27 protein-coding genes are annotated in these 25,227 nt (G+C 73.6%); 8 read left to right on the top strand and 19 right to left on the bottom strand.

The genetic code is table 11. The annotated features are described in order from the left end of the window. Positions 1-4 precede the first annotated feature (4 nt). Positions 5-736: an alpha/beta fold hydrolase gene (locus AC2RP6_RS36660; RefSeq protein WP_486450135.1), complete on the bottom strand. Its 732-nt coding sequence runs from the start codon at positions 734-736 to the stop codon at positions 5-7. A 43-nt stretch (positions 737-779) separates the two neighbouring features. Further along, a complete protein-coding gene (locus tag AC2RP6_RS36655; protein WP_486450134.1) occupies positions 780-1,679 on the bottom strand; it encodes a hypothetical protein in 900 nt (299 codons plus the stop codon). 832 nt (positions 1,680-2,511) lie between these two features. Between AC2RP6_RS36655 and AC2RP6_RS36650 the strand changes: the two genes are divergently transcribed. Genes AC2RP6_RS36650 through AC2RP6_RS36640 form a run of 3 tightly spaced genes read left to right on the top strand, consistent with a single transcriptional unit; the run spans position 2,512 to position 4,981 of the window. Further along, positions 2,512-3,240 carry a VanZ family protein gene (locus tag AC2RP6_RS36650; protein ID WP_486450133.1) on the top strand — a complete coding sequence of 243 codons (729 nt, stop codon included), beginning with the start codon at positions 2,512-2,514 and terminating at the stop codon, positions 3,238-3,240. A 9-nt stretch (positions 3,241-3,249) separates the two neighbouring features. Next, positions 3,250-3,909: a response regulator transcription factor gene (locus tag AC2RP6_RS36645; protein ID WP_486450132.1), complete on the top strand. Its 660-nt coding sequence runs from the start codon at positions 3,250-3,252 to the stop codon at positions 3,907-3,909. Continuing rightward, positions 3,902-4,981: a sensor histidine kinase gene (locus AC2RP6_RS36640; protein ID WP_486450131.1), complete on the top strand. Its 1,080-nt coding sequence runs from the start codon at positions 3,902-3,904 to the stop codon at positions 4,979-4,981. Before AC2RP6_RS36645 ends, AC2RP6_RS36640 begins: the two co-directional genes overlap by 8 nt. A 36-nt stretch (positions 4,982-5,017) precedes the next feature. Here the strand turns inward: AC2RP6_RS36640 and AC2RP6_RS36635 are convergent, their stop codons facing one another. After that, entirely contained in the window at positions 5,018-5,425 is a 408-nt protein-coding gene (locus AC2RP6_RS36635; protein WP_486450130.1) for a PPOX class F420-dependent oxidoreductase, read from the bottom strand. Positions 5,426-5,788: 363 nt separating this feature from the next. Between AC2RP6_RS36635 and AC2RP6_RS36630 the strand changes: the two genes are divergently transcribed. Both AC2RP6_RS36630 and AC2RP6_RS36625 read left to right on the top strand, forming a co-directional pair. Continuing rightward, positions 5,789-7,006 carry a sensor histidine kinase gene (locus AC2RP6_RS36630; RefSeq protein ID WP_486450129.1) on the top strand — a complete coding sequence of 406 codons (1,218 nt, stop codon included), beginning with the start codon at positions 5,789-5,791 and terminating at the stop codon, positions 7,004-7,006. A gap of 34 nt (positions 7,007-7,040) precedes the next feature. Then, positions 7,041-7,733: a response regulator gene (locus AC2RP6_RS36625; protein ID WP_486450128.1), complete on the top strand. Its 693-nt coding sequence runs from the start codon at positions 7,041-7,043 to the stop codon at positions 7,731-7,733. A gap of 96 nt (positions 7,734-7,829) precedes the next feature. On the opposite strand, the gene AC2RP6_RS36620 is transcribed toward AC2RP6_RS36625, so the two are convergent. The 8 genes from AC2RP6_RS36620 to AC2RP6_RS36585 all read right to left on the bottom strand — a co-directional run bounded on the left by AC2RP6_RS36620 (position 7,830) and on the right by AC2RP6_RS36585 (position 13,903). Next, a complete protein-coding gene (locus AC2RP6_RS36620) occupies positions 7,830-8,213 on the bottom strand; it encodes a peptidoglycan-binding domain-containing protein (RefSeq protein WP_486450127.1) in 384 nt (127 codons plus the stop codon). Between the two features lie 461 nt (positions 8,214-8,674). Beyond that, positions 8,675-9,961: an MFS transporter gene (locus tag AC2RP6_RS36615; protein ID WP_486450126.1), complete on the bottom strand. Its 1,287-nt coding sequence runs from the start codon at positions 9,959-9,961 to the stop codon at positions 8,675-8,677. A 228-nt stretch (positions 9,962-10,189) separates the two neighbouring features. Continuing rightward, positions 10,190-10,675 carry a hypothetical protein gene (locus AC2RP6_RS36610; RefSeq protein ID WP_486450125.1) on the bottom strand — a complete coding sequence of 162 codons (486 nt, stop codon included), beginning with the start codon at positions 10,673-10,675 and terminating at the stop codon, positions 10,190-10,192. 204 nt (positions 10,676-10,879) lie between these two features. Next, the gene (locus AC2RP6_RS36605) at positions 10,880-11,311 is read right to left on the bottom strand and encodes a GNAT family N-acetyltransferase (protein ID WP_486450124.1); all 432 of its coding nucleotides are present in this window, start codon (positions 11,309-11,311) and stop codon (positions 10,880-10,882) included. 155 nt (positions 11,312-11,466) lie between these two features. Next, on the bottom strand, positions 11,467-12,114 hold the full coding sequence (locus AC2RP6_RS36600; protein ID WP_486450123.1) for a glyoxalase: 648 nt from the start codon (positions 12,112-12,114) through the stop codon (positions 11,467-11,469). 98 nt (positions 12,115-12,212) lie between these two features. Continuing rightward, positions 12,213-12,593 carry a toxin Doc gene (locus AC2RP6_RS36595; RefSeq protein ID WP_486450122.1) on the bottom strand — a complete coding sequence of 127 codons (381 nt, stop codon included), beginning with the start codon at positions 12,591-12,593 and terminating at the stop codon, positions 12,213-12,215. Positions 12,594-12,595: 2 nt separating this feature from the next. Next, positions 12,596-12,841: an antitoxin MazE7 gene (locus AC2RP6_RS36590; RefSeq protein WP_486450121.1), complete on the bottom strand. Its 246-nt coding sequence runs from the start codon at positions 12,839-12,841 to the stop codon at positions 12,596-12,598. A 27-nt stretch (positions 12,842-12,868) separates the two neighbouring features. After that, complete coding sequence (locus AC2RP6_RS36585; protein WP_486450120.1) at positions 12,869-13,903, bottom strand: ABC transporter permease; 1,035 nt, start codon at positions 13,901-13,903, stop codon at positions 12,869-12,871. A 107-nt stretch (positions 13,904-14,010) separates the two neighbouring features. Here AC2RP6_RS36585 and AC2RP6_RS36580 point away from each other — a divergent pair, with 107 nt between their 5' ends. After that, the gene (locus tag AC2RP6_RS36580) at positions 14,011-14,658 is read left to right on the top strand and encodes a TetR/AcrR family transcriptional regulator (RefSeq protein ID WP_486450119.1); all 648 of its coding nucleotides are present in this window, start codon (positions 14,011-14,013) and stop codon (positions 14,656-14,658) included. Here AC2RP6_RS36580 and AC2RP6_RS36575 read toward each other — a convergent pair. The 4 genes from AC2RP6_RS36575 to AC2RP6_RS36560 all read right to left on the bottom strand — a co-directional run bounded on the left by AC2RP6_RS36575 (position 14,645) and on the right by AC2RP6_RS36560 (position 18,545). Then, a complete protein-coding gene (locus tag AC2RP6_RS36575) occupies positions 14,645-15,544 on the bottom strand; it encodes a CDP-diacylglycerol diphosphatase (protein ID WP_486450118.1) in 900 nt (299 codons plus the stop codon). The two genes, AC2RP6_RS36580 and AC2RP6_RS36575, sit on opposite strands and share 14 nt — an antisense overlap. 256 nt (positions 15,545-15,800) lie before the next feature. After that, positions 15,801-16,445 (bottom strand): LuxR C-terminal-related transcriptional regulator, encoded by a 645-nt coding sequence (locus tag AC2RP6_RS36570; protein ID WP_486450117.1) that lies wholly within the window; start codon positions 16,443-16,445, stop codon positions 15,801-15,803. After that, on the bottom strand, positions 16,397-17,725 hold the full coding sequence (locus AC2RP6_RS36565) for a sensor histidine kinase (RefSeq protein ID WP_486450116.1): 1,329 nt from the start codon (positions 17,723-17,725) through the stop codon (positions 16,397-16,399). The genes AC2RP6_RS36570 and AC2RP6_RS36565 overlap by 49 nt, the downstream gene beginning before the upstream one ends. A gap of 1 nt (position 17,726) precedes the next feature. Next, positions 17,727-18,545, bottom strand: coding sequence for a CPBP family intramembrane glutamic endopeptidase (locus AC2RP6_RS36560; RefSeq protein ID WP_486450115.1), 819 nt, complete (start codon positions 18,543-18,545; stop codon positions 17,727-17,729). A 357-nt stretch (positions 18,546-18,902) separates the two neighbouring features. On the opposite strand from AC2RP6_RS36560, the gene AC2RP6_RS36555 reads away from it, so the two are divergent. Further along, entirely contained in the window at positions 18,903-19,049 is a 147-nt protein-coding gene (locus tag AC2RP6_RS36555; protein ID WP_486450114.1) for a hypothetical protein, read from the top strand. Between the two features lie 43 nt (positions 19,050-19,092). Here the strand turns inward: AC2RP6_RS36555 and AC2RP6_RS36550 are convergent, their stop codons facing one another. Then, positions 19,093-19,530 (bottom strand): DUF5959 family protein, encoded by a 438-nt coding sequence (locus AC2RP6_RS36550; RefSeq protein WP_486450113.1) that lies wholly within the window; start codon positions 19,528-19,530, stop codon positions 19,093-19,095. A 156-nt stretch (positions 19,531-19,686) separates the two neighbouring features. Between AC2RP6_RS36550 and AC2RP6_RS36545 the strand changes: the two genes are divergently transcribed. Further along, a complete protein-coding gene (locus AC2RP6_RS36545; RefSeq protein WP_486450112.1) occupies positions 19,687-20,040 on the top strand; it encodes a DUF6332 family protein in 354 nt (117 codons plus the stop codon). On the opposite strand, the gene AC2RP6_RS36540 is transcribed toward AC2RP6_RS36545, so the two are convergent. The 3 genes from AC2RP6_RS36540 to AC2RP6_RS36530 form a co-directional block, all read right to left on the bottom strand. Beyond that, positions 19,951-21,420 carry a DUF7824 domain-containing protein gene (locus AC2RP6_RS36540; protein WP_486450111.1) on the bottom strand — a complete coding sequence of 490 codons (1,470 nt, stop codon included), beginning with the start codon at positions 21,418-21,420 and terminating at the stop codon, positions 19,951-19,953. The genes AC2RP6_RS36545 and AC2RP6_RS36540 overlap by 90 nt on opposite strands. Positions 21,421-21,494: 74 nt before the next feature. Beyond that, entirely contained in the window at positions 21,495-23,201 is a 1,707-nt protein-coding gene (locus AC2RP6_RS36535; protein WP_486450110.1) for a PKD domain-containing protein, read from the bottom strand. 745 nt (positions 23,202-23,946) lie between these two features. Beyond that, positions 23,947-25,116 carry a hypothetical protein gene (locus AC2RP6_RS36530; RefSeq protein WP_486450109.1) on the bottom strand — a complete coding sequence of 390 codons (1,170 nt, stop codon included), beginning with the start codon at positions 25,114-25,116 and terminating at the stop codon, positions 23,947-23,949. Positions 25,117-25,227 lie beyond the last annotated feature (111 nt).

The following is a 25,227-nucleotide window of genomic DNA, read 5'->3' as shown; positions in this document are numbered from 1 at the left end:
GGCGTCACGGGCGCGGGGGCAGGTGCAGGGCGAATCGGCGAACGGCATCGGTGAAGGCCACGGGGTCGTCGAAGTTCGCGAGGTGCCGGGCCCGTGGGACCAGTTCGATGCGGGCGTCCGGGTGGGCACGGGCGAACTCCCGCTCGCCGGAGCGGAAGGCGGTGTCCTTCTCGCCGTTCAGGATGAGCACCGGGGCATCCACATGGCGCATCGCGCGCGCGTCGAAGCGGCCCAGTACCTCGCCCCAGGCCGCCGGGAGCGTGTGGAAGGCGTAGCCGGCGCGGATCGTCGCCTCGACCACCTCCGGGGGATGGAGGCGGCGCAGGAGCCGGTCGTTCCACCGGGTCAGCCGGTCGGCCGGTATGCGCGGGACGAGCCCGGCGACCAAGCGGTACGGGGCCGCCCACGCTCCGCGCGTCGACAGGCTGGCCCCGGCGAGGACCAGCCCGCGCAGCAGTCCGGGGCGGCGGCGCGCGAACTCCAGGGCCGCGTAGCCGCCGAGCGAGTGCCCGACGACGAGAGCGGGCCCGCGGCCGAGCGAGTCCACCGCGGAGGCGATGACCTCAGTCGCCGCCTCCAGGCTCCAGGGCTCGGCCGCCCGGGCGCCGTGACCCGGCAGGTCGACGGCGGTCACCGGGAAGTCCGGCCGGAGCGCCGTGACTTGAGGGCTCCACTGGCCCGCGCTGAACCTCGTACCGTGTACGAAGACGATGGGCGGTGCATCCACGGCCGTCACGGGTCCCCCTGATCCACATCGGCGTTCTGCTCTCGAACCCACCCTACGGGTGCGGTCGTTCGGGGCGGGCCGAGGCGGGTCGGCGGGGCAGTGACGCCCGGTCCAGCAGGGCGTGCAGGCGTGCGGCCGGCAGGCCCGGGTTGGCGGCCGCGCCCTCGGCCGTCGCCGGATCGTGGAGCAGCGCCTCCAGCGTCTCCCCGGCGAAGAGCGGGTTGGCCGCGACGGCACGGCGGACCCGGTCGTCCGGGTCCGCCAGGAGTTCCACGGGGGCCCGCCCGAGGCTGGGATCGGCGGCGGCGAGCGCCCGTACCTCCGGGTCCTCGTGATCGAGGAGGTGGCCCAGTCCGGTCCGCGGCACCTTGTTCTGCAGGAGCAGGTAGGAGCGTTGCGCGGGCCTGGCGACGAAGGCCGCGAGGACGGTCTCGGCCGGGGCCAGCGGGTGCCGTACGGCCAGCCGGTGGCGCACCTCCTCGTGCGGGTCCCGCGCCAGCCGTGCCACGAGGTCGGCGGGAAGCTCCGGCCAGGCCGCGGCCACCAGGCGCAGCACCACTTCCCCGGACTCGGCGCAGGCGCGGTACCAGGCCGGGTCCGGCTGCGGGAACGGCTCCAATAGCAGGCACTCACAGTCGTGGGCGCCTTCGTCCATCTCGTGGCCGACCAACCAGCACTGCGCCTGGGTGCGGGGCAGTGGCTGCACCCGGACGCGCGTACGCACCTGCTGATGGGGATCCTCCAGGAGTTCGGCCCATACGGCCGGATCCAGGTCGGCCCGCGCTGCGACGCGCAGGCGCACCTCGGCGTCGGCGTCACGGGCGAGCCGGGCGACGGCGTCGGCCGGCGTGTACGGGTTGCCGGCCAGGCACCACCGGCTGTCCGGATCGGCCATGGCCGCTTCGACGACGGCATCCGGTACCGCCTCGTTGCAGAGGATCTGCCACCGCACGCGGCCGGGGTCCGGGAAGCTCCGTCATCTGCGCATCCGGCTGTCCCGCGCGGGCGCGGCCTTCGGCACGTCCCCGCACGTCCGGGTGGGGATCGGCCAGCAGAGCCTCCCGCTGCTCGGTGGTGAGCGCGTGCCACACGTCCACGGCGAGGGCCCGCACCGCGGGGTGCTCGTGCCCGCACATGCGGTACCGGAAGGAAGCGGAGACCTGCCAGGAGGACAACAGCTCACTCACGATCTCGTGGACCGTGACCCGTTGGGGTTCACGCTCCTCCTCCGCGGTCAGCAGGGTGATGACGACGTCGTCCGGCAGCGGCAGGGGCCGGCGCGGGCGCGGGCGGGGTCCACCGGCGACCGTCGCCCGCACCAGGTCGTGGGGGTCCGCGACGAGACGGCCGCGCTGGGCCGGCGGGACATGGGGGTTGCCGGCGAAGGCCCGGCGCACCTTGGCCTCCGGGTGCGCGACGACCGCCTCCACCACCTCGTCCGGCAGGGTGCGCCCCGCGCACAGGAGTTCCCGGGCCTCCCCCGCCGCCGGGTCGAGCAGGCGCAGCAGGACGTCGGCCGGGGCTGCGGTGTTGGCCGCGACCCCGCGCAGCCACAGGTCGGTGAGGGAGGGCGAGGGGACGTCGGAGGAGATGATCATCCGTACATCGTCCCAGCCGCCCGCGCGGGCCGTTCCCCGGCACCGGCTGCTCGGCGCGCTCGTCCTGCCCGTGTTGCCCGTCTTGCTCGTCTTGCTCGTCCTGCTCGTATTGCCCGGCCCCGTATATCGCGGGCGTATCGAAAACCGCATACGCCGCGGCAACCGCACCACGTGTCGAATGGGGGCATGATCCACGACGCATCCCTCTCAGCGCCGCCCCGACCCCGCCGTCGTACGGGCGGGACCGTGCTCCTCGGCCTGGCGCTCCTGGGACTGGCGGGCGCCCTCTTCGTGCTGCGCAGACCGCTCATGATGTCCGCTCCGACGTGCATGGCCGGGCGGTGGCACGGATGCTTCGACACGTTCAACGGCGTCGTGCTCATGACCTTGGTGACGCTGCCGGTGGCGGTGCTGCTGGCCTGGGCCGTGGCGCGCCTGCGGCGTGCCGCCGGTGTCCCGTCGGCGTGGCGGCTGTCGCTGGCCGAGGTGGGCATGGTGCACGGGACGGTGCCGTTCGTGTGGATGATCCTGATGCCGGGCTCCGGGGCCGGCGTCGTTCCCGGCCGGGTGAGCCTCTTACCACTGCGGGACCTGATCACGATGGGGCCGCTCGGAATCGGCGGCAACCTCCTCGTCTTCGCGTCGCTGGGCTTCTTCGCCCCGGTCAGGTTCGCGGCCCTGGCATCCGTGCCACGGGTCCTGGCGCTGGGGGCGGGCTGCTCGGTCCTGGTGGAGACGGCACAGTACGTGTTCCGGCTGGACCGGGTCTCGTCCGTGGACGACGTACTCGTCAACGCGGTCGGCGCCGCGCTGGCCGGGCTGGCGTCGCGCCGCTGGTGGCGCGGCGTCCCGTCCGGAGAAGGCGCCGGTGCGCGCGGCCCCGCGCACGCGCTGCCGGCAGGACGCGGCGCCTAGGCTTCCGGTATGCGCGTACTGATCGTGGAGGACGAGCCCTACCTGGCCGAGGCCGTCCGTGACGGACTGAGGCTGGAGGCGATCGCCGCCGACATCGCGGGCGACGGCGACTCCGCCCTGGAACTGCTCAGCGTCAACTCCTACGACCTCGCGGTCCTGGACCGCGACATCCCCGGCCCCTCCGGCGACGAGGTCGCCCGTCGCATCGTCGCCTCCGGCAGCGGCATGCCGATCCTCATGCTGACCGCCGCCGACCGGATCGACGACAAGGCCTCCGGCTTCGGGCTGGGCGCCGACGACTACCTCACGAAGCCCTTCGAGCTGCGCGAGCTGGTACTGCGCCTGAGGGCGCTCGACCGCAGGCGCGCGCACGCCCGGCCCCCGGTCCGCGAGCTCGCGGGCCTGCGGGTCGACCCCTTCCGGCGGGAGGTGTTCCGCGACGGACGGTACGTCGCGCTCACGCGCAAACAGTTCGCCGTACTGGAGGTGCTCGTCGCCGCCGAGGGCGGAGTCGTGAGTGCGGAGGAATTGCTGGAACGGGCCTGGGACGAGAACGTCGACCCCCTCACCAACGCCGTACGCATCACCGTCTCCGCCCTGCGCAAACGGCTCGGCGAGCCCTGGCTCATCGCCACGGTACCGGGCGTGGGCTACCGGATCGATGCGTAGGCGCCGGGGGCTCAGTGCCCGTATGAAACTGGCCCTGAGCTACGCCGGCTTCCTCTTCGTCGCCGGCTCCCTCCTGCTGGCGGTGGTGTGGGGGTACCTGCTGCGGTACGTGCCCGACAATTCCCAGGGCCTGCTGGGGATCTCGCCCAACCGCTACCTGCTCGTCCACACCTTCGCGCCCGCCGCGGCCGTGGCGATGGCCTTCCTGCTCGTGTTCGGCCTGGTGGGCGGCTGGCTCCTGGCGGGCCGCATGCTGGCTCCCCTCACGCGGATCACGGCGGCGGCGCGCACGGCCGGCCAGGGGTCGCTGTCCCACCGGATCCGGATGGAGGGCCGTCAGGACGAGTTCCGCGAACTGTCGGACGCCTTCGACTCGATGCTCGAACAGCTGGAGTCCCACGTCGCCGAGCAGCAGCGGTTCGCGGCGAACGCCTCCCACGAACTGCGCACCCCGCTGGCGATCTCCCGGACGCTGCTCGACATCGCACGCAAGGACCCCGCGCGGGACCGGACCGAGATCATCGAACGGCTGCACACCGTGAACACCCGCGCGATCGACCTCACGGAGGCCCTCCTGCTGCTCGGCCGCGGCGACGGCGGCGCTTTCAGCCGCGAGTGCGTCGACCTCTCCCTCCTCGCCGAGGAGGCCGCCGAGACGCTGCTGCCCCTCGCCGAACGGCGCCGGACCACCCTCGACGTCACCGGTGACGCCGCCTTGGTGAGGGGCTCCGCGGAACTCCTGCTGCGGATGGTGACGAACCTCGTCCAGAACGCCGTCGTCCACAACCTCCCCGACGGCGGCACGGTGACGGTCCACACCGGGACGTACGGCGACACGAGCGTGCTGCGCGTCGAGAACACGGGCCGCCCGCTCCCACCGGACCTGGTGCCGACCCTCACCGAGCCGTTCCAGCGGGGGTCGGAGCGCGTGCGCACGGACGAACACGCCGGCGTCGGCCTCGGTCTGGCCATCGTGCACAGCGTCGTCCGCGCCCATGACGGAGCGCTCGACCTGTCCCCCCGCCCCGGCGGCGGCCTCGTGGTCTCGGTCCGCCTCCCGACCGCGCCGTGACCACGTCCCCGGCCCGGTGCGGGGCGCCCGTCCTCGCTAGATCGAGCCGACGACCTTGCGCGGTACGACCCGGACGACGACGCGCGGCGCGTCGTCGACGGAGGCGGGGTTGAAGTCCCGGTAGTCCTTGCCGGTGTACTTGCGCGAGAGTTCGTTGATCAGCTCCTGCCCGCCCTCCTCGCTCAGCTCGGCCGTGCCGCGCACCTCGGCGTAGGTGTACGGCGCGTCGTGCGGGTTGATCATCACGGTGATCCGGGGGTCCCGGCGGAGGTTCTGTTCCTTCCTGCGGCCCACGGTGGTGGAGATGAGCAGCTGGTCGCCGTCGCGCCGGAGCCAGGTCACGGTCAGCTGCGGGCTGCCGTCGGGCTGGATGGTCGCCACCGTCGCGAACACGGGGGAATCGTCGATGAGACGCTTCAGATCATCGGAGAGTGCAGCAGACACGGGCGCAGGCCTTTCCGGGGGAACGTCCCGTGCGCACGGCACGGAACCCGACACTTTCTCACCGGGTGTCACCATAGCCCCGACGCCGCCACCCACCGTGACGAATCTCCGCCGGACGCTCGACCGGACGCCCGTCGCGTTCCGGGCCGGCTTCGAAGGTCTTCCACTGCCGTGACAGGTCACCGCCGGGGCGCGGGGTGTGGGGCGCGGGGTGTGGGGCGTCATACCTACGGTGTACGCCGCGGGGTGCGGCGCCTCGGCCCGCGCGGGGGCAGTCCCGCGACCCCGCAGGCGACTCCGCGGGCCCGTGCCCTCAACCCCCGGGTGGACGACGCCTCGGGCGGGCGCCCCTACGCTGCGGGGATGCAGGCAGGCAGAGGGCGGATGCATGTCGACCCGCTGGTGATCGACAGCTTGCTCGGGGGTGTCCTGGCCGTCGTGACCGTCGCGTACGGACGGCAGGCCTACACCGCCCAGTACCAGGCCGAAGGCCGACCCTTCTTCGGCCTGTTCGCCGTCGTGCTCTGCCTCGCCGCGAACCTTCCTCTGGCGGTGCGGGGACGAGCACCCCGGGTGGCCTTCGGAATCTCCTGCGCCGCTCTGGTCGTCTACACGGCCGCCGGTTTCCAGCCGTCGACGAACCTGTGGGCGCCGCTGCTGGCCTGCTACACGGTGATCGTGCGCCATCCCCCGCGCCGCGCGGTGTGGGCCGCGGCCACGACCGCGACGGCGTGGGTGGCCGCCGGCCTGGAGGCCCGCCTGCCGGCAGAGCTGTCCGTGGCACAGGCCGCGATCGGGGTCGGGGTCGTCTGGGCGTGGGCCACCGGCAGCCGCCGCCTGGCGCGGCGCAACGCCCGACTCGCCGAACTGACCGAGCAGTTGCGCCGCGAGCAGGAGCTGAGGGCCCAGCACGCCCTCGCGCGGGAGAGGCTGCGCATCGCCCGCGAACTCCACGACGTCGTCGCCCACCATCTGTCGGCGCTCGCGGTGCAGGCGGGGCTGGCCGAGTACGTGTTCGCCTCGGACCCGGTGGCGGCCCGTCAGGCGGTGGTGTCCATGGGTTCGAGCAGTCGCCAGGCACTGGAGGAGATGCGCAGCCTGCTCGGCGTACTGCGTACCGGTACGGAGGGCCCCGGCCCCGACCCCGACGAGGGTGGCCTGTACCGGTCCGCGCCCGGTCTGGCGGCGCTGGACGATCTGGCGGAACGGACCCGGGCTTCGGGCCTGGAGGTCACCTTGTCGGTGGCGGGACTCCGGCGCCCGTTGCCGTCGGGCGCGGACCTGTGCGCGTACCGGATCGTCCAGGAGGCCCTGACCAACTCCGTGAAGCACGCCGGCCGCGGCGCACGGGTCCGCGTCGACGTCCACTTCGACGCCGAGATGCTGACCTGTGAGGTGACCAGCCGGGGCGGTACCCCGCCGACGGCCGCCCTGCCTTCGGGCGGACTCGGGTTGCTCGGCATGCGGGAACGGGCGAGACTCTACGGCGGGTCACTGCGGGCCGGACCGAGAGCCGAGGGAGGGTTCGAGGTCCTCTTCACCCTCCCGCTGGCCCCGCTCGACACGGCCGGGGGCGCGTGACACTCCCCCGCACACACGGGGGGAGACGGCGGCGATGACACGGCTGCTGATCGTGGACGACCAGGTCCTGATACGGGCCGGGCTGGCGGCACTGGCCGCCGCGGCGCCCGGCCTGGAGGTCGTGGGGCAGGCGGCGACCGGCGAGGAGGCGGTCGAACTCGCGGCGGAGCTGCGGCCGGACGTCGTCCTCATGGACATCCGCCTGCCGGGGATGAGCGGCATCACGGCTCTCCAGCACATCCTCGAACAGGCGCCCCGGCCCCAGCCGAAAGTCGTCATGCTCACGGTCTTCGATCTGGACGAGTACGTGTACGCCGCGCTGCGGGCCGGCGCCAGCGGCTTCCTGCTCAAGGACACTCCGCCCGAGCGACTGCTGGCCGCCGTGTCCCTGATCGCCGAGGGCGAGATGCTGTTCGCTCCCACGGTCACGCGACGGCTCGTCGAGACCTTCGCCCACCAGCCGGAGGCTCGCCGGGCCCAGCCCGCCAGTCTCGCCGACCTGACCGACCGCGAGACGGACGTCCTGCACCTGGTCGGGCAGGGCCTCACGAACGAGCAGATCGCCCGAGGACTCGTGGTCAGCATCGCGACCGTCAAGACCCACCTGAACCGCATCATGTCCAAGCTCGGTCTGCAGAGCCGGGCGCAGGCCGTGGTCGTCGCCTACGAGAGCGGCCTGCTGTTGCCGGGCCCGGCGGGTGCGCACCGGCCCACCGGCGGGGCCTGACGCCGCTCGGCGGAGTGCCGGCCCGCCGGGGCGGGCCGGCACGTCACGGCTGTCCGGGGTCGCTCGCGCTCACCCGTCCCGGCCGGCCGGTCGCTGTCACTGGCCCCGCAGCTTGCGCCAGGTGTTGGGGCCGACCTTGCCGTCGACCGCGATACCCCGGCTGCGCTGGAAGGCCTTCACCGCGTCTTCCGTGGCCTTGCCGAAGTCCCCGTCGACACCGGTCCTGCCGATGTTGAAGCCCCAGACGTCCCGCAGGAGGCACTGCACCTCGCGCACCTTGTCGCCGCGGTCGCCCCGGTCGGTGTAGGGCGTGCCGTCCTCGTAGCCGCAGTACCAGCCGGAGGCCGCCGTCGTGGCGGCGGTGGCGGCCGCCCCCGCTCCCGCCGGGGCGGCCGAGGCGACACCGGCGGTGCCCATCAGGAGGGCGGCGGCCAGAGCGCCGCCGGACAGCAGTACTGCGGACCTCTTGGTGGTGATCATCTGTCTCCCCTTCGTGACATGACAGGTCGTCGGAACCGCCCGGCCGGGCACGCCCTTCAAGGGCGCGGGCCGGCAACGGTCCCCGTGGCGCAGGGTGTCGCCCCGTCCCGGGCACCGGGTGCGACAGACAGGAACGCTATGCGGGTGGCCGGTGCCCGCTCGTCGCCCGCCGGGTTGATCCCCTGTCTCCACCCCTCGGCCCAGACCTTCCGCCCGTGCAACCACGGCGTGAGACCGGACGCGTGGTCCCTACAACCACGGCCGCAGCGCCAATCGGCCGGCGGGCCCCGCGGAGCAGGCCACGGCTCGATGCGTCTCGAACATGGCCGGGAACGAGTCGCCGGCCGGCACGCCGAGCTCACGTCCGCCGCTCGACGACCGCCGGAGGCCGCGGCCGTGGCGGCCGCCCCCGCTCCCGCCGGGCGGCCGAGGCGACACCGGGTCGGTGCGGCCGGGCCGCTTCACGGCAGGCTGGGCTCCGAGGCGGGGTGGACGCCGTCACTGCCGCTCGGCGTGGCCGGGGCCTGCGCCGGGAGGCGTCGTACGTCGGGGACGCAGAGAAGTGCCAGGGCGGCGGGGACCGCGATGACCGTCATCGCGTACAAAGTGGGCCGTACGCCCAGGGATTCGGACACCGGACCGGCGAGCGTCAGGCCGACCGGCATCAGTCCGGTCGACAGCAGGTGATCGTAGGAGCTCACGCGGGACAGGGCGTGTTCGGGCACGTGCGTCTGCAGCGCCGTCTCCCACAGGACGAAGAAGAGCGAGACGGCAACGCCGGTGACGGCCTCCAGCGCCGCGACCAGGGCGAGCGATCCACCGGATCCGATGATGACCGCCTGACACGAGGCCACGGCCAGCGCCGCAGCGGCCAGCGTCATGGGCCGCGCGATCGTGAGCCGGTAGGCGCACACGTCGCCGACGATCGCCCCGATGCCGAACGCCGCCACCACCACCGACCAGCCTGCCGCACCGCCCCACTCGTGTTCGGCGAGGACGGGCCCCAGTACGAAGACCGACGGCAGCACGACGACGTGGTAGACCGCCATGGCGGCCAGGCCGGACACCACCCAGGTCCGGCTGCGCACCTGGACCCAGCCGGCGCGCAGTTCCGCGAGGAACGTCCCGCCGGCGGCGTCCCGCACCGGCTCGGACACCGTCTCGCGGGGCCTGAGCCGGGCCAGGAACGCGGCGCTGACGAGGAAGGTGAGGGCGTCGAGGGCCAGGGCTCCGCCGGGGCCGGCCAGGGCGACCAGTCCGCCGGCCAGGGCCGGACCGAGCACCAGCCCGGACGACTGGACGAACCCGCGCAGGGCGTTGGCCTCGCGCAGCCGGTCCGCCGCGACCACCAGCGGCACCAGCCCCGTGGAGGCGGGCATGAAGAACGCGTCCGCCGTGCCGAACAGGACCATCAGCAGGGCCAGATGCCGCACTTCGGCGACACCGGTCAGCAGCAGTACGGCAATGAGCCCCTGCACGGCGAACCGCACCAGGTCGGAGACCAGCATGATGCGGTGCCGCTTGAAGCGGTCCGCCCACACCCCGCCCACCAGGGTGAAGAGCAGCATGGGCACCAGCCCTGCCGCCGCCACCAGGCCGACGTCGGTTGCGGACCCGCCCACCGAGAGAACGGCGAAGGGCACGGCCACGAACGACACGCGGTCGCCCAGCACTGACAGGGACTGCCCTGTGAACAGGCGGGCGAACTGCGGTTCGTCACGCAGCACGCCGGGGATCAAAGACTTCATGGTGTGACCGTTCAGCGGCAGGAGGGCAGTGTGCGCAGCTGCCGATCCTAGGAGGGCCGTCCTGCCCGGTCACCTGGATTTCCTCGACGTGTTCCGCTGGAAGTCGCCGCGGGCGGCCGGAGGATCAGCCCCCTCGACCAGTTGGAGACGACAACGGTGTGCCTACGGAACCCGGCTGCCAGGGGTGGCGCCATAGAGGTCCCGGCCGCACGGGCCGTTGCAGCGGGGTTACGCGGACGCGGGGCGTTCCGGCAGGGGGGTGCCGCAGCCCGCGCAGAAGCGGGCGTCCGCTTCGATCGCGTGGCGGTGGCAGCGGGGGCAGACCGTGTGGAGGGGGCACGGCTCGGGGGCGGTGGCGGGGGTGCTCCGGCCGATGCTCATTCCCCGCCGCCGGTGGTGCGCCGTCAGGACGAGCAGGCCCTCGGGGCCGGCCAGCAGGGCCCGGGTGGTGCCGCGCGGGAGCAGGCCGATGAAGCCCGGGGTCAGGCGGGACGTGGTGCCGTCCAGGGTGAGGGTGCCGCCGCCCGCGACGACGACGACCAGGACGTCGACCTCGTCCTCGGTGTACGCGGCCCCACCGGTCCCCGGCAGGTGGCGCACCAGGTTCGCGTCCAGCTGCCGGTCGACCCCCGCGAGCCGCCACAGCGCGCCGCTCTCCCCCTCTGCAACCGCCGCGACCAGCCCCGCGACCGTTACGAACTCCGCCTCCCGCACAGCTTGCCTGTCCTTCGCACCCGAGCCGAACCTCACTGCACCACACCATCATGATCCCCCACCCGTGACGAACGGGCGGACCGACAACATTCGGCGGCTCAGGCTGTCGACCTCCCACCGCCGACCGGCGGACCCCGCCCGCCGCGGGGCGCGTTCGCGGGCGGATCGCGCCGGTCGGCGCAGCCGTGGTCGGGCAGCGACGGGTCACTGGCTGCCGAGGGTCATCCACCGCTCGGGCGCCTCCAGCGGGGCGAAGCCGATCTTGGCGTAGACCGCGTGCGCGTCCGCGGTCGCCAGCAGGACGCGCCGCAGGTCGTACGGGGCGAGGTGGTCGCGTACCGCGGTGACGAGCGCGGTGCCAATGCCCTTGCCCCGCACCTGCGGGGAGACGTACACGTCGCAGAGCCAGGCGAAGTCGGCGAGGTCGGTCACCACGCGGGCATAGCCGACCTGCGCACCGGAAGCCCGCTCGTAGACACCGAAGTTGAGGGAACCGGCGATGGCACGGTCCTGCTTCTCCCGGGACCGGTCCCGGGCCCAGTAGGCGTCCTGCGACAGCCACCGGTGGACCAGGGCGTTGTCGATCCGTGCGGTGTCGGCGGATATCTCGTACTCGGCGGGAAGGAGTGAGGTCATGGCTGCATCCAAGCAGTTCCGGTCACTCCCGCACCGCTGGTTTTCTCATTCCCGTGATCATGGAACGAGGAGTACGGCGCCCTGTGCCTGTACGTCGACGATGCGCGCGCGGTGTCGGGCACGTCGGCCCGCGCCCGACCCCTCGACGGTGCGGGTCAGGACCCGTCGGGGGCTTCCCAGGCGAAGCCGTCCAGGTCGGTGAAGGCGTCGGCGGTGCCGCCGAGGACGATGCGGTGCGAGCCGGCCCCGTCTACGGGGACGCCGAGGTCCTTGGCCAGGGCGCGGCGCTTGTAGAGCGCGAGCTTGAGGTGAGCGGCCTCACCGGCGGCGAACTCGGCGTACTTGCCGCCGAAGCTCTTGCCCACGGTCAGGCCGCGGGCGACGTAGAACTGCTTGGTCGCCTTGACGTCCTCGACGCCGATCAGCAGGACCATCTCGTCGATGTCGCGGGTGGCGGGGCCGGTGTCCTTCCGCGCCGAGGTCGCGATCTTCCAGATCGTGCCGTCGGGGGCCTGGACGACGCCGCCGTAGCCCCACAGTGACTTCGCGGCGGGCTTCAGGACCGTGGCGCCGGCGTCCACGGCGGCGGTGACGAAGCCGTCGACGGTGGCCGGTCCGGCCACGGTGAGGGCCAGGGTGAAGCCGCGGAATCCGGTGGAGTGCGCTGCGCCGGCCGCCCGCAGGCGGACGTAGGCGTCCACGCCGAAGGCGGTGTAGAAGCGTCGGGCGGCTTCGAGGTCGGTCACCTCGATGGTGACGGACGCGAGGGACGTGGGGGCCGGGGTGTGCGTGGTGGTTGCCATGTCCCTCACGCTAGGGGCCGGAGGGCCGCGGAGGCTTCTCCATTCCTGATCGGTCTGCGGCGGAGCGCGGGCGGCGGTGCCCGCGGTGCGGCGTCCGGTCAGGCGGCGGGGTCCATGGCGCGCAGCCGGCCGGCCACGTCGTACACGGTGAGGCGCAGGGCGCGGATGTCGGTGATCAGGTCGCGCCACGGTTCGAAGGCGGTGCCCACGTCCTGGCCGGATGCCCTGATGTAGGCCACGGCGACGCCGTACGCGAAGTACTCGTTCCTGGCGGGCAGCGGGCGCAGCAGCACGATCTGCTCCAGCAGGGCCGCTGCCCGCCAGTGGGCGTCGGGCGGGGCGGCCGCCAGTGCCGGGGTGTTCACGCGGTGCCGGGCGACGGCGGCGACCAGGCCCGAGTAGTCCCGTACTCCCAGGTCGTTGCCGAGCAGTTCCTCCTGCCGGGCCAGGAGCCACCGGATGTCGACGTGCAGGTCCAAGGTCAGGCCGCCCGGTGCGGGCGGGTGGACGCGGGCGGCCCGCCGAACTCGCGGTCGAACGCCTCCGCGATGCCCGGTCGGCCGACGACCTCGCGGAACACGGCGGTCGCCCGGCCCAGTGCGAGCTGGTTCTCCTCCTCGACGGCGAGCTCCGCGAGGTAGGCGCGGACGCTCATGCCGCGGGCGGCGGCCACCGCGGCGAACCGGTCCCGCGTCGCCGAGTCGATCTTCACTGTCGTGTCAGCCATGACCCGAGTATGCACCCGTGCATACCTTTATGAATACGTCCTGGCGGAAGCCGGGGCCGGAACCGGCGCGGGGCCGGAGGGCACCTGGGCGTCCGGCGCCTCACGGCGGCCGGCGAGGGCGACGGCGGTCAGCCCCAGCACGGCCCAGAGCGACAGGACCAACGCGGGGCCGGCCGCACCGGCTCCGTCGAAGAAGGCGACCGAGCGGAGCAGTGAGCCGCCCGCGCCCGGCGGCAGCCACTGACCGATCAGCCCCGCGGGTTCGGGCAGCAGCTGCGGCGCGCCCGCGGCGCCGGAGAACGGGTTGCCGAGGAGGACGATCAGGAAGGCGCCGAGGCCGATACCGGGCTTGCCTAGGAGTGCGTGCAGTCCTGCGACACCCGCGGCGACGGCGGCCACGGTCAGGGCCAGCACTCCCGCCGCGGCCCACCAGTTGCCGGTGAGGACGCCCAGCCAGCTGTGGGCGAGGGCGGCCCCGGCCAGGCCGACGAGAGCCGCGGCGCCGGCCACGGCGGTGACGGCGCGCCCGCCGCGGAGTCCGGCGAGGGAGACGAGGGCGCCGGCCGCCACACCGGCGAGGGCGAGGGGCAGGACGCTCGCGCCGAAGCCGGCACCGCGGACATCGGCGACGGGCGCGGGCACCACGTCGGTGACGGGCACCGGCTGGCCCGAGGACGGCGCCTGGGCGGCGACGGCCTGCGTCAGGAGCTGCGCGACGACGGGGCTCGCGGCGGACGCGGTGAGCAGGTGCGGGCCCTGCGGGGTCACGACGACCGCGCCGTACACCTCGCGGTTCCGCACGGCGGTGCGGGCGGCGGCCTCGTCGGCGTACCGGTGTATCTCGAAGGCCCCTTCGTGGGAGACGAGCCGCTGCTCCAGCGGAGCGGCCGCGGCGGCGGGTCCGGCGACGCCGAGGGGCAGGTCGCGCGGGGCCGTCCGGGTGGCCGGCCAGGCGAAGGCCCAGAGGGCCAGCGACGCGAGGAGCGGGACCATGACCAGTACGGCCAGGACGCGGCGCGAGGCCGGCACCGCATGGGGCGCAGGGGGTGTCACAGGGGGCATGACGGCACTCGATTCAAAGAGAAGGATCGTTCGTTTTACGGCCAGCACCCACTGTGGGACGGCCTTGCCACCTTGTCAAGAATGAATGTTCGTTTTAGCGTGGGGCCATGGCACGTGTATCCCAGGCGCACCTCGACGCCCGCCGCCGGCAGATCCTCGACGGCGCCACCCGCTGCTTCACGCGCAACGGCTTCCACGCCACGTCCATGCAGGACGTGCTGAAGGAGGCGGACCTGTCCGCCGGCGCCGTCTACCGCTACTTCCGCAGCAAGGAGGAACTGATCGTCGCGATCGCCGAGGAGACCTTCGTGCTGATCCGCGGCGCGTTCGAGGCGGCGGCGGAGCAGAACCCGCCACCCGGACCGGACCTGCTGATCGCCGAGGTGCTGGAGACGATCCTGGAGGTGCGCGCCGGTGAGCCCGGGGCCGACCCCCGGGACTTCCCCCGCCTGATGCTCCAGGTCTGGACCGAGACGCTGCGCAACGAGGACCTCGCCGCACTGCTGCGCCGCGGGTACGAGGAGATCAGCGGGGCGTGGATCGGGCTCGTGGAGAGCTACCGCGAGGCGGGCATGCTCCCCGCCGGCGTGCCCGCCGAACACATCTCGCGCACGCTCATCGCGGCGGCCCAGGGGTACATCACGCAGCAGGCGCTCTTCGGCGGGATCGACCCGGGGATGCTCCGCGACGGCCTGCGCGGGCTGATGTCGATGGGCGGCGCGGCCACCGGGGGCCGGGAGGTCAGCCGTAGATGAGCAGGTGGTCGCAGGTGTTCGTCCCGGAGGGGAGGGAGGAGTCGCTGTTGAGGACGTAGAAGCTGCCCGCGAAGCCCGTGCCCGTCATCCTGGGTACGACGATCAGCGTCTGGCCCGCCATGTCCAGACCGAACCGCCGCACCACGTTCACGTTCAGCAGCTCGAAGAGGTTCTGCGTGAGGGCGTCGAGCCGCAGGATCCGGTACGTGCGGTCGCCCGATCCCTGCTTCCCCGTCACCAGCGCCTGGTACTGCGGGTCTCCCCACTGCGACGGCTGCGGGGCGACGCGTCCCGTCGCCTCCAGGTCCTGCAGCCGCCGTTGCGTGCTGCCCTGGACGCCGGCCATGTGGATGTGCAGCTGGTTGAGCTGCCGGGCGGCCTGCGAGTTGATCCCCAGGCCCATGAAACGGGCCCGGACGGGGACGTCTCCCCCCGGGCGGCCGGTCTCCCAGGCCTCGTGCCAGTAGTTCGCGACGTTCGGCGTCACGATGAAGGGGCACTCGATGCCCGTGATCCGGCAGCTGGGCAGGAGGAGGTAGTTCTGCAGGGTCTCCGGCTGGCCGTGCAGCACCACGTAGTTGGGCATCGTCTTCAGGCAGGCGGGACGGTGACCGGACGGCGGGACGATGCCCTGCGTGCAGTACTGCACGTCCTGCCACAGCGGGTCGGTGTCGGTGGGACTGCCGCACAGGCCCTGGAGTTGCGCGGGAGGGCACGGAGCCTGTCCGGCCCCGGGCGGATTCGGGTCCGTGGGGCAGGGGCAGCACGCCGGGCCGCCCGCGGCGGTGCCCCGGCCCGCCGCCGCGGACGCGCTGCCGGCCGTACCGCCGATCAGTGCCCCGGCGCCCAGGGCGCCGGAGAGTGCCACGAAGTGACGCCGACGCATGTCGTCCGTCCTGCCGGTGTCGTTCACTGGTGCGCGCTCCGATGGTCGACGGCCGCTGGTCCGCCCACACGGTAGGCGGTGGACCGCTCCTTTCCCGGGAGGGAGGGGAAGGCGCGGCCGGTGTTACGCCGGACGGCGGTCAGGCCCGTCGGCCCGGACCACCGCCGAGGCGCGTCGCCGTCATCGCCCTCGACCTGCTGGGCACGCTCCGGACGGAACGGGCGGCCGACGGCCGACGGAACTCCGACGACACGACCTACCGCTTGAGGTAGGCGAGGACCGCGAGCACGCGGCGGTTGTCGTCAGCGGACGGTTCGATCCGCAGCTTGGTGAAGATGGCCGCGGTGTGCTTGGCGACGGCGCTCTCACTGATGAACAGGGCTTGCGCGACCGCCGCGTTGGACCGGCCCTCGGCCATGAGGCGCAGGACGTCCAGCTCGCGCGGCGTCAGCTCCGCCGTGGTGCCGCGGGCGTCGCTGCGGGCCAGCAGCCGTGCGACGACCTGCGGGTCCATGACCGTACCGCCCGTGGCGACGGTGCGTACCGCGTCGACGAACTGGGTGGTGTGGGTGATCCGGTCCTTGAGGAGGTAGCCGATGGCCCCCTGGCCCCCGGCGAGCAGCTCATGGGCGTAGAGCTGGTCGACGTACTGGGACAGTACGAGGACCGGCAGGGCGGGGCGGATCCGTCGCGCCGCCAGAGCCGCCTGGAGGCCCTCGTCGGTGAAGGTGGGCGGCAGCCGGATGTCGACCACGGCGACGTCGGGGGCGTCGTCGAGGAGGCTTCTGAGGAGGGCCGGGCCGTTGTCGACGGCGGCGACGACCTCGAAGCCGTGGTCCTGGAGGGTGCGCGTCAGCCCGTCCCGGAGGAGGAAGAGGTCTTCGGCGAGGACGACGCGCACGGTATCTCCAGGGTCGCGGTGGTCGGTCCGCCCAGCGGGCTGTGCAGGACGAGGGTTCCGTCGAGGGGTTCCAGGCGGCGCCGCAGACCCCGCAGTCCGCTCCCGTCCGGGTCCGCGCCGCCGCGGCCCCCGTCGGCGACGGTGACGCGCAGCAGGCCGTCCGCGTGGCACAGGCGGATACGGACCTCGGGGGCGCCGGAGTGCTTGGCGGCGTTGGCGAGCAGCTCGGCGACGGCGAAGTAGCCTGCGGACTCGACCGGGGCGGGGAGCCGGCCCGGCAGGACCGCCTCCACGTGCACGTCGAGATGGCTGTCGAGGGCCAGCGAGCGCACGGCGTCGCCGAGGCCGCGGTCGGCGAGCACGGGCGGCAGTACGCCGTGGACCAGCTCGCGCAGGTCCTGGAGCGCCCGCTCGGAGGTGGCCCGTACCTCGTGCAGCAGGGCGCGGGCGGCCGGCGGGTCGTGGTCGAGGAGGCGGGTGGCCTCGTCCAGGGTCATGCCCAGGGAGACGAGCCGGGCCTGCGCCCCGTCGTGCAGGTCCCGTTCGATGCGGCGCAGTTCGGCGGCCTGGACGTCGAGGACGTCGGCGCGGGATCCGGCGAGGTGCTCGATGCGGCGAACGAGTTCGGTGGTGTAGGGGGCGGCCAGCAGGCGCCGGCTCCAGCGTGCGTGGAGCCGCAGGACGGCGGGGGCCAGCCGCAGTCCCGCGGCCAGGAACGCGAGCCCGAGCACGAGCGCGGCGAGCATCGACGGCGTGGACCGGACCAGGACGAAGCCGTACCAGTTGCCGTCGCCCAGGAGCCGCCAGACGAAGGGCTGGACCGCGGCGCCGAAGATCCCGTACACGACGAGGGACTGCGGAACGGCGGCGAGCAGGGCGCCCGTCCACGGCTCCGCCCAGGCCCAGCGCAGGTCGTGCCAGAAACCCGCGTCACCGAGGATGGCGAGGGAGCGGCGGTAGCGGCCGGCCGGGCCGCCGCCGGGCGGCGTGCGCCCCGGGGGCAGCGCCCGCGGCGGGCTGATGACGGTCCCCGTCCAGCGGGCGGCCCAGGTGCGGTAGCGGTCCGACATGCGGCGCAGGGCGGTCGCGGCGGACGGCAGCAGGAGGAAGCCGACGCCGACCGGCAGGAGGAGCAGGGCCCCGATGACGAGCCCGCCGGCGCCGGCCACGGCGAACGCGGCCAGGGACAGCAGTTGGCAGCGGCCGATGTCGGCCGGCGCGCCCCCTGTGCCGGGCCGCTCGCCCCCGTACGCCGCCATGCCCACCCGTCGTCCTGTCATGTCAGCGCGTTCCGGGCGCTGTTGCGACGGTGATCCTATCCGGCGCCGCGTGCGGCGCCCGGCGGGCGGTGGCGATCCACGGGACCGCCGCGACCAGGGCGGCGGTCCCGAGGAACAGCATCGGCGCCGTCGTCGCCGCCTCCTCGTCCGTCACGTACAGCATGCCGAGGTTGACGAGGGTGTGGAAACCGCCCGCGAGCAGCAGCCGGTTGCTCCGTACGCCTTCCAGGGCCAGGCCGAGGATCACGGACATCGCGGTGGTGGCGAGCAGGAACCCGGCCGCGTAGGCCGGTTCCCGCGCGAAGACCGGGACGTGCCACAGGCCCCACAGCAGACCGACCACGACGGAGGCGGTGATCGGGCCGAAGCGGGTGCGCAGGAGCGGCTGGAGGTGGCAGCGCCAGCCGATCTCCTCGACGCAGGCACCGAGGAGTTGGGCGGCCACGACCAGGGCGAGGGGGTGGGTCAGGGCCCGGGGAGCGGTGACGGGGAACGAGCCGGTGGCGAGCAGGATGCCGCCGGCGCACAGAGCGATGATCAGGACGGGGGTGAGCAGGAGGAACCCTGCCCGGCGGACACGGGCGCGGGCCGCCGTACGGGCGCGGGCGGCGCCCCTGCGGGTGCCCGTCCGGGTGCGTGTCCGGATGGGGAGGGTGCCCGCGAGCCGGTCCCTGGTCCGTCCCGGCCACAGCAGGGCCACGGCGGCCACGGCCAGGGCGGGCCCGAACTGGGTCAGTTGCAGCACCTCGGGCGGGATGCCGGTGGCGGGCTGGGCCGCTCCGCAGGCACCCGCCGCGACGAAGGCGACCGCGAGGAACACCCCCGCTTCCGCCGCCCATCCCGTCCGCGGGGTCCGTGGCCGCTTTCCCTGCTCGTTCTCGTATGCGTATGCGTGTGCGCATTCGTGTTCGTGTTCGTGTTCACGTACGCGTTCCGGCATGGCGTCGGTCTCCCCGTGGTCCGCTCAGGCGTGTCGGTCACGCCCGACTCCGACTCTGCCGGTGCGGGGCCCGCCGGTCGTTGTACGTGGATACCGAAGGGGGGTGTACTCAGGTACACCCCTCCCCTCGCGGCGCTCGTGCGGGCGCGGCCGAACCGGCCGTCCACGACGGCGGTTTCGGCGGGCCGTGCCCGGGCACACGACGTAGCGTCACCCACCGACCGCACAGGAGGACTCGTGTCCGGGCTACTGCGCAAGATCAAACAGTTCAGCCGCAGCCCGCAGGGGCAGCGGACGATCGCTTCGGCGCGTCGGGCGGCTTCCGACCCGCGCAAGCGCGAGCAGGTGCGCGTGCTGTTCGGCCGTCTGCGCGGGAGGCGTTGACGGCGCCGGGGCCGGATCGGCCCGCCCGTGGGCCCGACTCCCCTCAGCCGCCGTCGCCGAGCGCGGCGCGCAGGCGGGCGAGTCGGGCGGCGGCGCGGGCGGCCCAGCCGTTCGGGAGGTTCAGCGGCACGCTCACCGTCACCCCGCTCTGTACGGGATCGCGTACCTCCACCACGAACGGGTCGGCGACGCGCAGGCGCAGACAGGCACTGCGTCCGGCCGCCGGCCAATCGCTGACCGACCCGTCCGGGACGGCACCCTCCTCCTCGGCGACGGCCAGAGCGGCGAGGAACGCGGTGAGGTCGGCCAGGTCGGCGTCCGTGCAGTGCAGCGGCAGGCGCGCGTTGACGCATCCGGTCTCGATCACGATCTCGGCGTCGTGGCGACCGCCGTGGCGGCCACCGCCCGCCGGGTGGTCCAGCACCACCGACACGCTCCGCGACCGGTCGGCGAACCTGACCACGGTGCCCGACTCCCCCACCTGAAGCCCTCCTTGCCCTTCTCCCGCGGCCGACGGCACCCGGGACTCACCGCATCCTGCCAAAAGCCGCTGACAACGCCTGCGGCCACCCCGTTCACCTCGTTCACCTCGTTCACCTCGTGGACCGGGTGCCGACCGGGGTGCGACCCTTCACTCATGACGACGACACGCCGAAGCCAGGCCGAACGAGACGCCATCCCGGTCGAGATCGGCTATGCCCTGCTGAGCGCATGCCTCCTCGGCGCCCTGGTCTTCGGGGCGATCGCAGGACCGACGGCCGTGTGGGACCTCCCCGCAGGGCTGGAGAGCCTCCTCCGGATCGGCGGGCTCTGGGTCGCCGGAGTGCTGGCGGTGGTCCGCGTGGTCCACGTCCTGTGGCGTTACGGCCGGCGCGGCAGCCGGCAGGCGCCCGCCCGGGGGTCAGACAGCGGTGGGGGCGGCACTGAGAGCGGCGCTGAGGCGGCGGGCCTCGGTGGCCACGGCGGAGGAGCCGCGGCGGGCCGCGGCTGACGCCACCTCGTGGGGGACCGGGCCGGTGGCTCCGCAGTGCTCGGCGCAGGAGGCCGCTACGGCCAGGAGTTCACCCGCGCCGCGTACCGAGGGCAGCACGGCCGGCAGCACCTCGGCGAGCACGGTCCAGACGGTCGCGTGCGCGCCCGCCGCCGCGGCGCAACGGGCCGCGTCCGCGAGTCGGTTGGGTTTGACCGTGCCCAAGGCCGTCATGGCGGCGAGCTCGCGGCCCAGCAGCCGGGCGTCGAGGTCACCGCGGGCCGCCAGGATCAGCAGCGCCTCCACCGCCGGACGGCGGGTCTCCACGGCGCTGCCCCCCAGGCCCGCCGCCACGGCGGCGTGCAGGGCCGGGCCCGCGGGTCCGCCGAGGCGGACGAGGTGGGGCAGCATCCACGAGCTGCCGTGATCGCCGGCCGTCGCCGCCAGCGTCAGCTGCGGCAGGAGCCACGCGGCCTGGGTCTCGCGGTCCTCGGGCAGCACCGACGCGCGGACCGGGTGGCCTTCGTACCAGTGGTAGCACTGGGTGAACCCCGCGTGCGGACGGCCCAGCCAGTGGAACGGCTCCGGGAACTCCCTGCACAGGAAGTCCCGCTGCCCGCTGGGGAAGACGACCTGCGCGAGCGTGGCTCCGTTCCGCTGCCAGGCCTTGTGGGCCGACGGGTCCGGCTCGACGACGCGTCGGAGCGCCTCGGCCGGTGCCCCGGCGGGGCCGAGCCAGGCGGCGAGCCGGACGCCCTCGGCGGTGCCGAGGCGGGACGCGGCCTCGACGGCGGCGGGCCCGCTCCCCCCGGCCCCCGCGTCGTCGCGTCGTACGCGCAGCAGGGCCTGCCCGAAGTCGGCCGGGCCGGGCCGGATGCCGAGTCGGCCGTACTCGGTGAGCCGTTCCACCAGGTCGGCGGCCTCCAGCGCGCCCGTGTCCCAGGTCGGCGTGGACAACAGGAACGGCAGCGGCTCCTTGGACATGAGCCGGTGGGAGACCTCGCGCAGCCGCGCGGTGAGCACCAGCTCCAGGCCGCCCTGCGCGCACTCCTCGTGCCCCCGGTCGCGGCGCACGTACTCCGGCTTGAGGCTGTAGCCGGGCACCCGCCACAGCAGGGCGGCGACCACGACGTTCACCCCGCCCAGTCGTCGTGCCTCGACCTCCTCGGGGTGGCGGTCCCCCAGCGCGTCGGCGAGCGCCCGCGCGAGCCGGTGGCGGTCGCGGTGTGCGTGCCGTACCAGCCCGTCGAGGGAGCGTTCGAAGTCCGCCACGGTGTGCGCGCGGGACACCACATGGGCCGCCGTGAGCCCGACGGCCTCGGCGAGCCCCTCGGGTGCCGGGTCGAGGCGCCGGACGGGGGGCACGGGCGGGAGGACGTCCTGCGTGGCGGTCCAGATCATGCGACAACGCTAGAGGAGCCCACCGACAACCCCTGAGGGGTGGTGCCGCCCCGGGGCGGCACCACCCCCTGGGGTCACTTCGTCTGGTAGACGCCGAAGACGTCGAGCACCAGGTCGGCGTCCTCGTGGCCCTGGTTCCAGAAGGTGATGACGCCGTGGTCGCCGTCGCCGGCCTGGACCAGGTTGGGGACGGTCTCTCCGGTCGTCCAGTTGAGGGTGGAGGAGACCGGGCGCGGTCCCGCGGGCGGTGCCGGCTCGCCGTCCGCGGGCAGTGCGTAGGGGCTCGGGGCGACCGAGAGGAATCCGGTCCCGCGGGTCTCGGTGACGGTGGCGTTCAGCACGTAGGCCTCGACACCCGCGGCCGCCTCGGGCGTGAACCCCTGGGAGATGAACTCCCGCGCCCTGAACCGGCCTCCGGGCCAGCCGTACGCCTCCTGGCGCGTGTCGAGCGTACGGAACGGGGTGAAGGGCAGGAAGGCGGCCTTGCTGTCCGGGCTGTAGTAGCCGACGACGTCGACGACGACGTGGGTCGGCGACCACGCCCCGTTGAAGATCTTGATCGTGCCGTCGGCCGCGACCGGCACGATCACCGCGTTGGCCACGGTCTGGCCGGGGACGAAGTTCAGGTTCGACGCCGTCGGGACGGGCCCGGTGCCGGAGTAGGCGGTCAGGTGGCCGGGCCCCTCGGGCTCGGTCACCGTGACGTTGAGCGCCACGGCGGTGACGTTCTGGGGCACCCCCTGGAGGCCGCCGATGCGGGTGGTGAACGCGCTGCGGGAAGCGAGCTTCCCGCGGGCCGCGCCGACGCCCTCACGGGTGTCGACGAACCGGGCCGGCGTCATCGAGGTGTAGCCGTTCGCCGAGGCCCGGGTGAAGTAGCCGGTGACGTCGGCGATCAGGTCGACCGGCTGCCAGCCGCCGTTGAAGAGTTCCACGTACCCGTCCTCGCCGACGGGCACGATCACCATGTTCGGGACGGACCGGCCGGCCGTGTAGTTCAGGTTCGACGTGTTCGGGCGGTCGTAGCCGGCTCCGGGCCACACGGTCACGTGGCCGCTGTCGACGGTCTCCGTGACGGTGACGTTCAGGGCGACGGCGGTGACGCCGGCCGGTACGGAGGCGTTGCCGGCCACCTTGACACGGACGGAGCCCTGGCCGGCGACCTTGCCGGCCGCCGCTGCTCCGGTGCCGTCGCGGGTGTCGAGGAGCCGGGTCGGGGCGTGCGGGGTGAAGTCGGCGCCCGGGGTGAGGAAGGCACCGCCGTTGGTGGCCTGGACGGCGTTGGCGGTGTCGGTCACCTTGACCTGCACCTGGTACTCGCCGGACTTGTCGTAGGTGTGCGACGCGTGCAGTTCGTGGGCACCCTGGGCGGTGAACGTGTCGGTCTTGCCGTCGCCCCAGTCGACGGCGATGTCGAGGGCGAAGTCGGCACTGGTGATCAGGGCGGTGAGCTCGATGCCGTGCGCGGTGTAGCTGGTGCCGCTGACGTCGACGGCGAGGGTCGGGTTGGCCCCGGCGTCGAGTGCGGCCTGGTCGGCCGGTGCGGCCGGTGCGGCCTGTAGGGCCTGTGGTGCGGCGGTTTTGGCGTTCGGCTTGGCCTTCCCCTCGGTGGCGGTGGGCAGGGTCGTACGGATCGTGCGATCCGCGGGGCTGTGGAAGCCCTCGGACGTGGACGCCTCGGCGATCGCCTCGGCCACGCCGGCCGCGACGGGTACGGGATCGGCCGCCTGCGCGATGCCCGGGATGATGCCGAGACCGGCCGCCACGAAGGCAGCGGTCATTACGAGTCGGTGGTTGCGCACCGGCCCCCCAGTTGTGGTGATGAGCGAAGAGGGGCCACCGTATGAAAGGTTCCGGCCAAGGGTCACGGGATTACGGCCCGATTCACCCCCTGGGGGGCAACGCTTTACCGGCTGTGCGGTTTGCGATCGACCGCGGTGCGGAACGCCTCGGGCCCGTCCGCGTGCAGTCAGCGCCGCGAAGGCCGGGGGCCGACTCGTCCCGCGCCGGCCGATCGTGGCCACGCCGGAGGTCGGCCGAGGCCGTCCGTGGCCGGCGGGGGCAGGTTCGCCGGACGGGAGACCCCTGCCGCCCGCACGCGCGGCACGTGCCATGGGCTCGGTGTCGTCCCGTGGCGCCGGAGTCGGGCGGGCAGGGTGGGCGGCACGGCAGAGACGTACGACCACACCGGTCCTGCGGGCGCGGCGACCGCCGGGTGGTGGAACACCTCCTCGGCCACCCCCTGAGCCGGACTTCGCCGGCGGGCGTCCTGGCACCGGGGAGCCGCGTCAGGGTGCGCTTCCGCCGGCGCGCGAGGGGGAGTTGACGTACGGGGTCGCCTTCGACACGCCGCAGCGTGACAGCGCGGCTGGCGGCCCCTAGGCCCGGATCCGGGACCGCTCCCTGGTGGCCGGGCCCCCGGGTGCGGATCGCCCGACGGAAGGCCGCGGGGCCGCCACCCGAGAGGGTGACGGCCCCGCGGCGTGTTCCGGTGCACAGCGGTCCGGCACGCAGGATCCGACCGGGTCAGGCCTTCGCCCCGGCGCGCCGCATACGGGCGGCGAGCAGCAGGCCGGCGCCCGCGACGAGCACCGTGCCCGCGCCGCCGGCGATCATGGTGGTGCCGTCGCCGACGCCGGTGGCGGCGAGGGGAGCCCCGTTGCCGCCCTGGGCGGTGACGGCGGTGTTGCCGGAGCCGCCGCCGGTCGACGACGTACCGCCCGAGCCGGAGCCGGAACCGGAGCCCTTCCCCTCGCCGTCCTTGCCGTCCTTGTCCGGGGCGGGCTTGTCGTTGTTCTTGGCCGCCTCGTCCTTGGCCCGGGCCTCGTGCTGCCCCGTCTTGAGGAACTCGACCCGGTCGGCGGGCGTGCCCTTCAGCGCGGCGCGCCCGGCCTTGACGAGTTCCGGGCCGCCGTGGGCGATGATCTGGGCGATGGTGACGCTGTTGTCCTGGTCGCGCAGCTCGTGCTGGGTCACCTCCAGGAAGTGACGCAGCTCCGCCGGAGTCGTCGACCCGTTGAGGAGCTTGCTGATCGCCTCGCTCAGGATCGGGCCGTCCCAGCCCTGGTCGATACGGGCCAGCTCGACGCGGTCGTCCTCCGCCTGGGCGAGGAACCGGCCCGTCTTGAGGAAGGCGATGCGGTCGGCGGGAGTGCCGTCGAGGGCCTTCCGGCCGTCCTCCTTGACCGCCTTGCCGCCGGTGCCGATCAGCTTGAGGATCTCGACGCGGTTGTCGACGTCGCGCAGCTCGTGCTGGGTCACGTCGTAGAAGTGACGCAGCTGCTCGATGGTCTTGCCCTTGTCGAGGATGGCGTTGATGCCTTCCGTGAGGCTGGGACCGGCCTCGTGGCTCAGGCGGACGATCGCCACCCGGTAGTCGTCGAGGCGGATCCTGTGCTGGTCGACCTCGATGAACGTGCGCATGGCCTGCGGGCCGTCGGCGATGGCCTTGAGGCCGGCCTTCTTCATGTACTCGCTGGCCATCGGGTGAGCGATGATCGCGAGGATGGTCTTGCGGTCCTCTTCGGCCCGGTCGGGCCCGGACGGGTCCGGCGTGGCCTGGTCCGGCGTGGTCGGAGCCGGCTGGTTGCCGGCGGCCGGGGCGTCCGAACCGGCGGCGAACGCCGGTGACGCGATGAGGACGGCCGGAGCAAGAGCGGCAGTGGTGACCGCTGCGGCGATCCGGGACAACTTCACAGACAAAACCCCCTGGAAACGTTTCTTCGCCGCAGAAGACGCGCGACCTGCGCAGATGGTTGTACGAGGACATCAACGTCCCGCCCGCCGACGCCGCACGTCCGCGACGCA

This window comes from Streptomyces sp. WAC03905 (assembly GCF_057371075.1).
This window is presented reverse-complemented; position numbering and strand designations above follow the sequence as displayed.

What these genes read in the sequence shown, in the direction of transcription:
- AC2RP6_RS36620 (WP_486450127.1), bottom strand. Translation starts at nt 8,213, where the DNA reads ATGATCACCACCAAGAGGTCCGCAGTACTGCTGTCCGGCGGCGCTCTG.
- AC2RP6_RS36575 (WP_486450118.1), bottom strand. Translation starts at nt 15,544, where the DNA reads ATGCGTCGGCGTCACTTCGTGGCACTCTCCGGCGCCCTGGGCGCCGGG.
- AC2RP6_RS36600 (WP_486450123.1), bottom strand. Translation starts at nt 12,114, where the DNA reads ATGGCAACCACCACGCACACCCCGGCCCCCACGTCCCTCGCGTCCGTC.
- AC2RP6_RS36590 (WP_486450121.1), bottom strand. Translation starts at nt 12,841, where the DNA reads ATGGCTGACACGACAGTGAAGATCGACTCGGCGACGCGGGACCGGTTC.
- AC2RP6_RS36540 (WP_486450111.1), bottom strand. Translation starts at nt 21,420, where the DNA reads ATGATCTGGACCGCCACGCAGGACGTCCTCCCGCCCGTGCCCCCCGTC.
- AC2RP6_RS36650 (WP_486450133.1), top strand. Translation starts at nt 2,512, where the DNA reads ATGATCCACGACGCATCCCTCTCAGCGCCGCCCCGACCCCGCCGTCGT.
- AC2RP6_RS36630 (WP_486450129.1), top strand. Translation starts at nt 5,789, where the DNA reads ATGCAGGCAGGCAGAGGGCGGATGCATGTCGACCCGCTGGTGATCGAC.
- AC2RP6_RS36565 (WP_486450116.1), bottom strand. Translation starts at nt 17,725, where the DNA reads ATGACAGGACGACGGGTGGGCATGGCGGCGTACGGGGGCGAGCGGCCC.
- AC2RP6_RS36645 (WP_486450132.1), top strand. Translation starts at nt 3,250, where the DNA reads ATGCGCGTACTGATCGTGGAGGACGAGCCCTACCTGGCCGAGGCCGTC.
- AC2RP6_RS36580 (WP_486450119.1), top strand. Translation starts at nt 14,011, where the DNA reads ATGGCACGTGTATCCCAGGCGCACCTCGACGCCCGCCGCCGGCAGATC.
- AC2RP6_RS36585 (WP_486450120.1), bottom strand. Translation starts at nt 13,903, where the DNA reads ATGCCCCCTGTGACACCCCCTGCGCCCCATGCGGTGCCGGCCTCGCGC.
- AC2RP6_RS36545 (WP_486450112.1), top strand. Translation starts at nt 19,687, where the DNA reads ATGACGACGACACGCCGAAGCCAGGCCGAACGAGACGCCATCCCGGTC.
- AC2RP6_RS36535 (WP_486450110.1), bottom strand. Translation starts at nt 23,201, where the DNA reads ATGACCGCTGCCTTCGTGGCGGCCGGTCTCGGCATCATCCCGGGCATC.
- AC2RP6_RS36625 (WP_486450128.1), top strand. Translation starts at nt 7,041, where the DNA reads ATGACACGGCTGCTGATCGTGGACGACCAGGTCCTGATACGGGCCGGG.
- AC2RP6_RS36615 (WP_486450126.1), bottom strand. Translation starts at nt 9,961, where the DNA reads ATGAAGTCTTTGATCCCCGGCGTGCTGCGTGACGAACCGCAGTTCGCC.
- AC2RP6_RS36640 (WP_486450131.1), top strand. Translation starts at nt 3,902, where the DNA reads ATGCGTAGGCGCCGGGGGCTCAGTGCCCGTATGAAACTGGCCCTGAGC.
- AC2RP6_RS36605 (WP_486450124.1), bottom strand. Translation starts at nt 11,311, where the DNA reads ATGACCTCACTCCTTCCCGCCGAGTACGAGATATCCGCCGACACCGCA.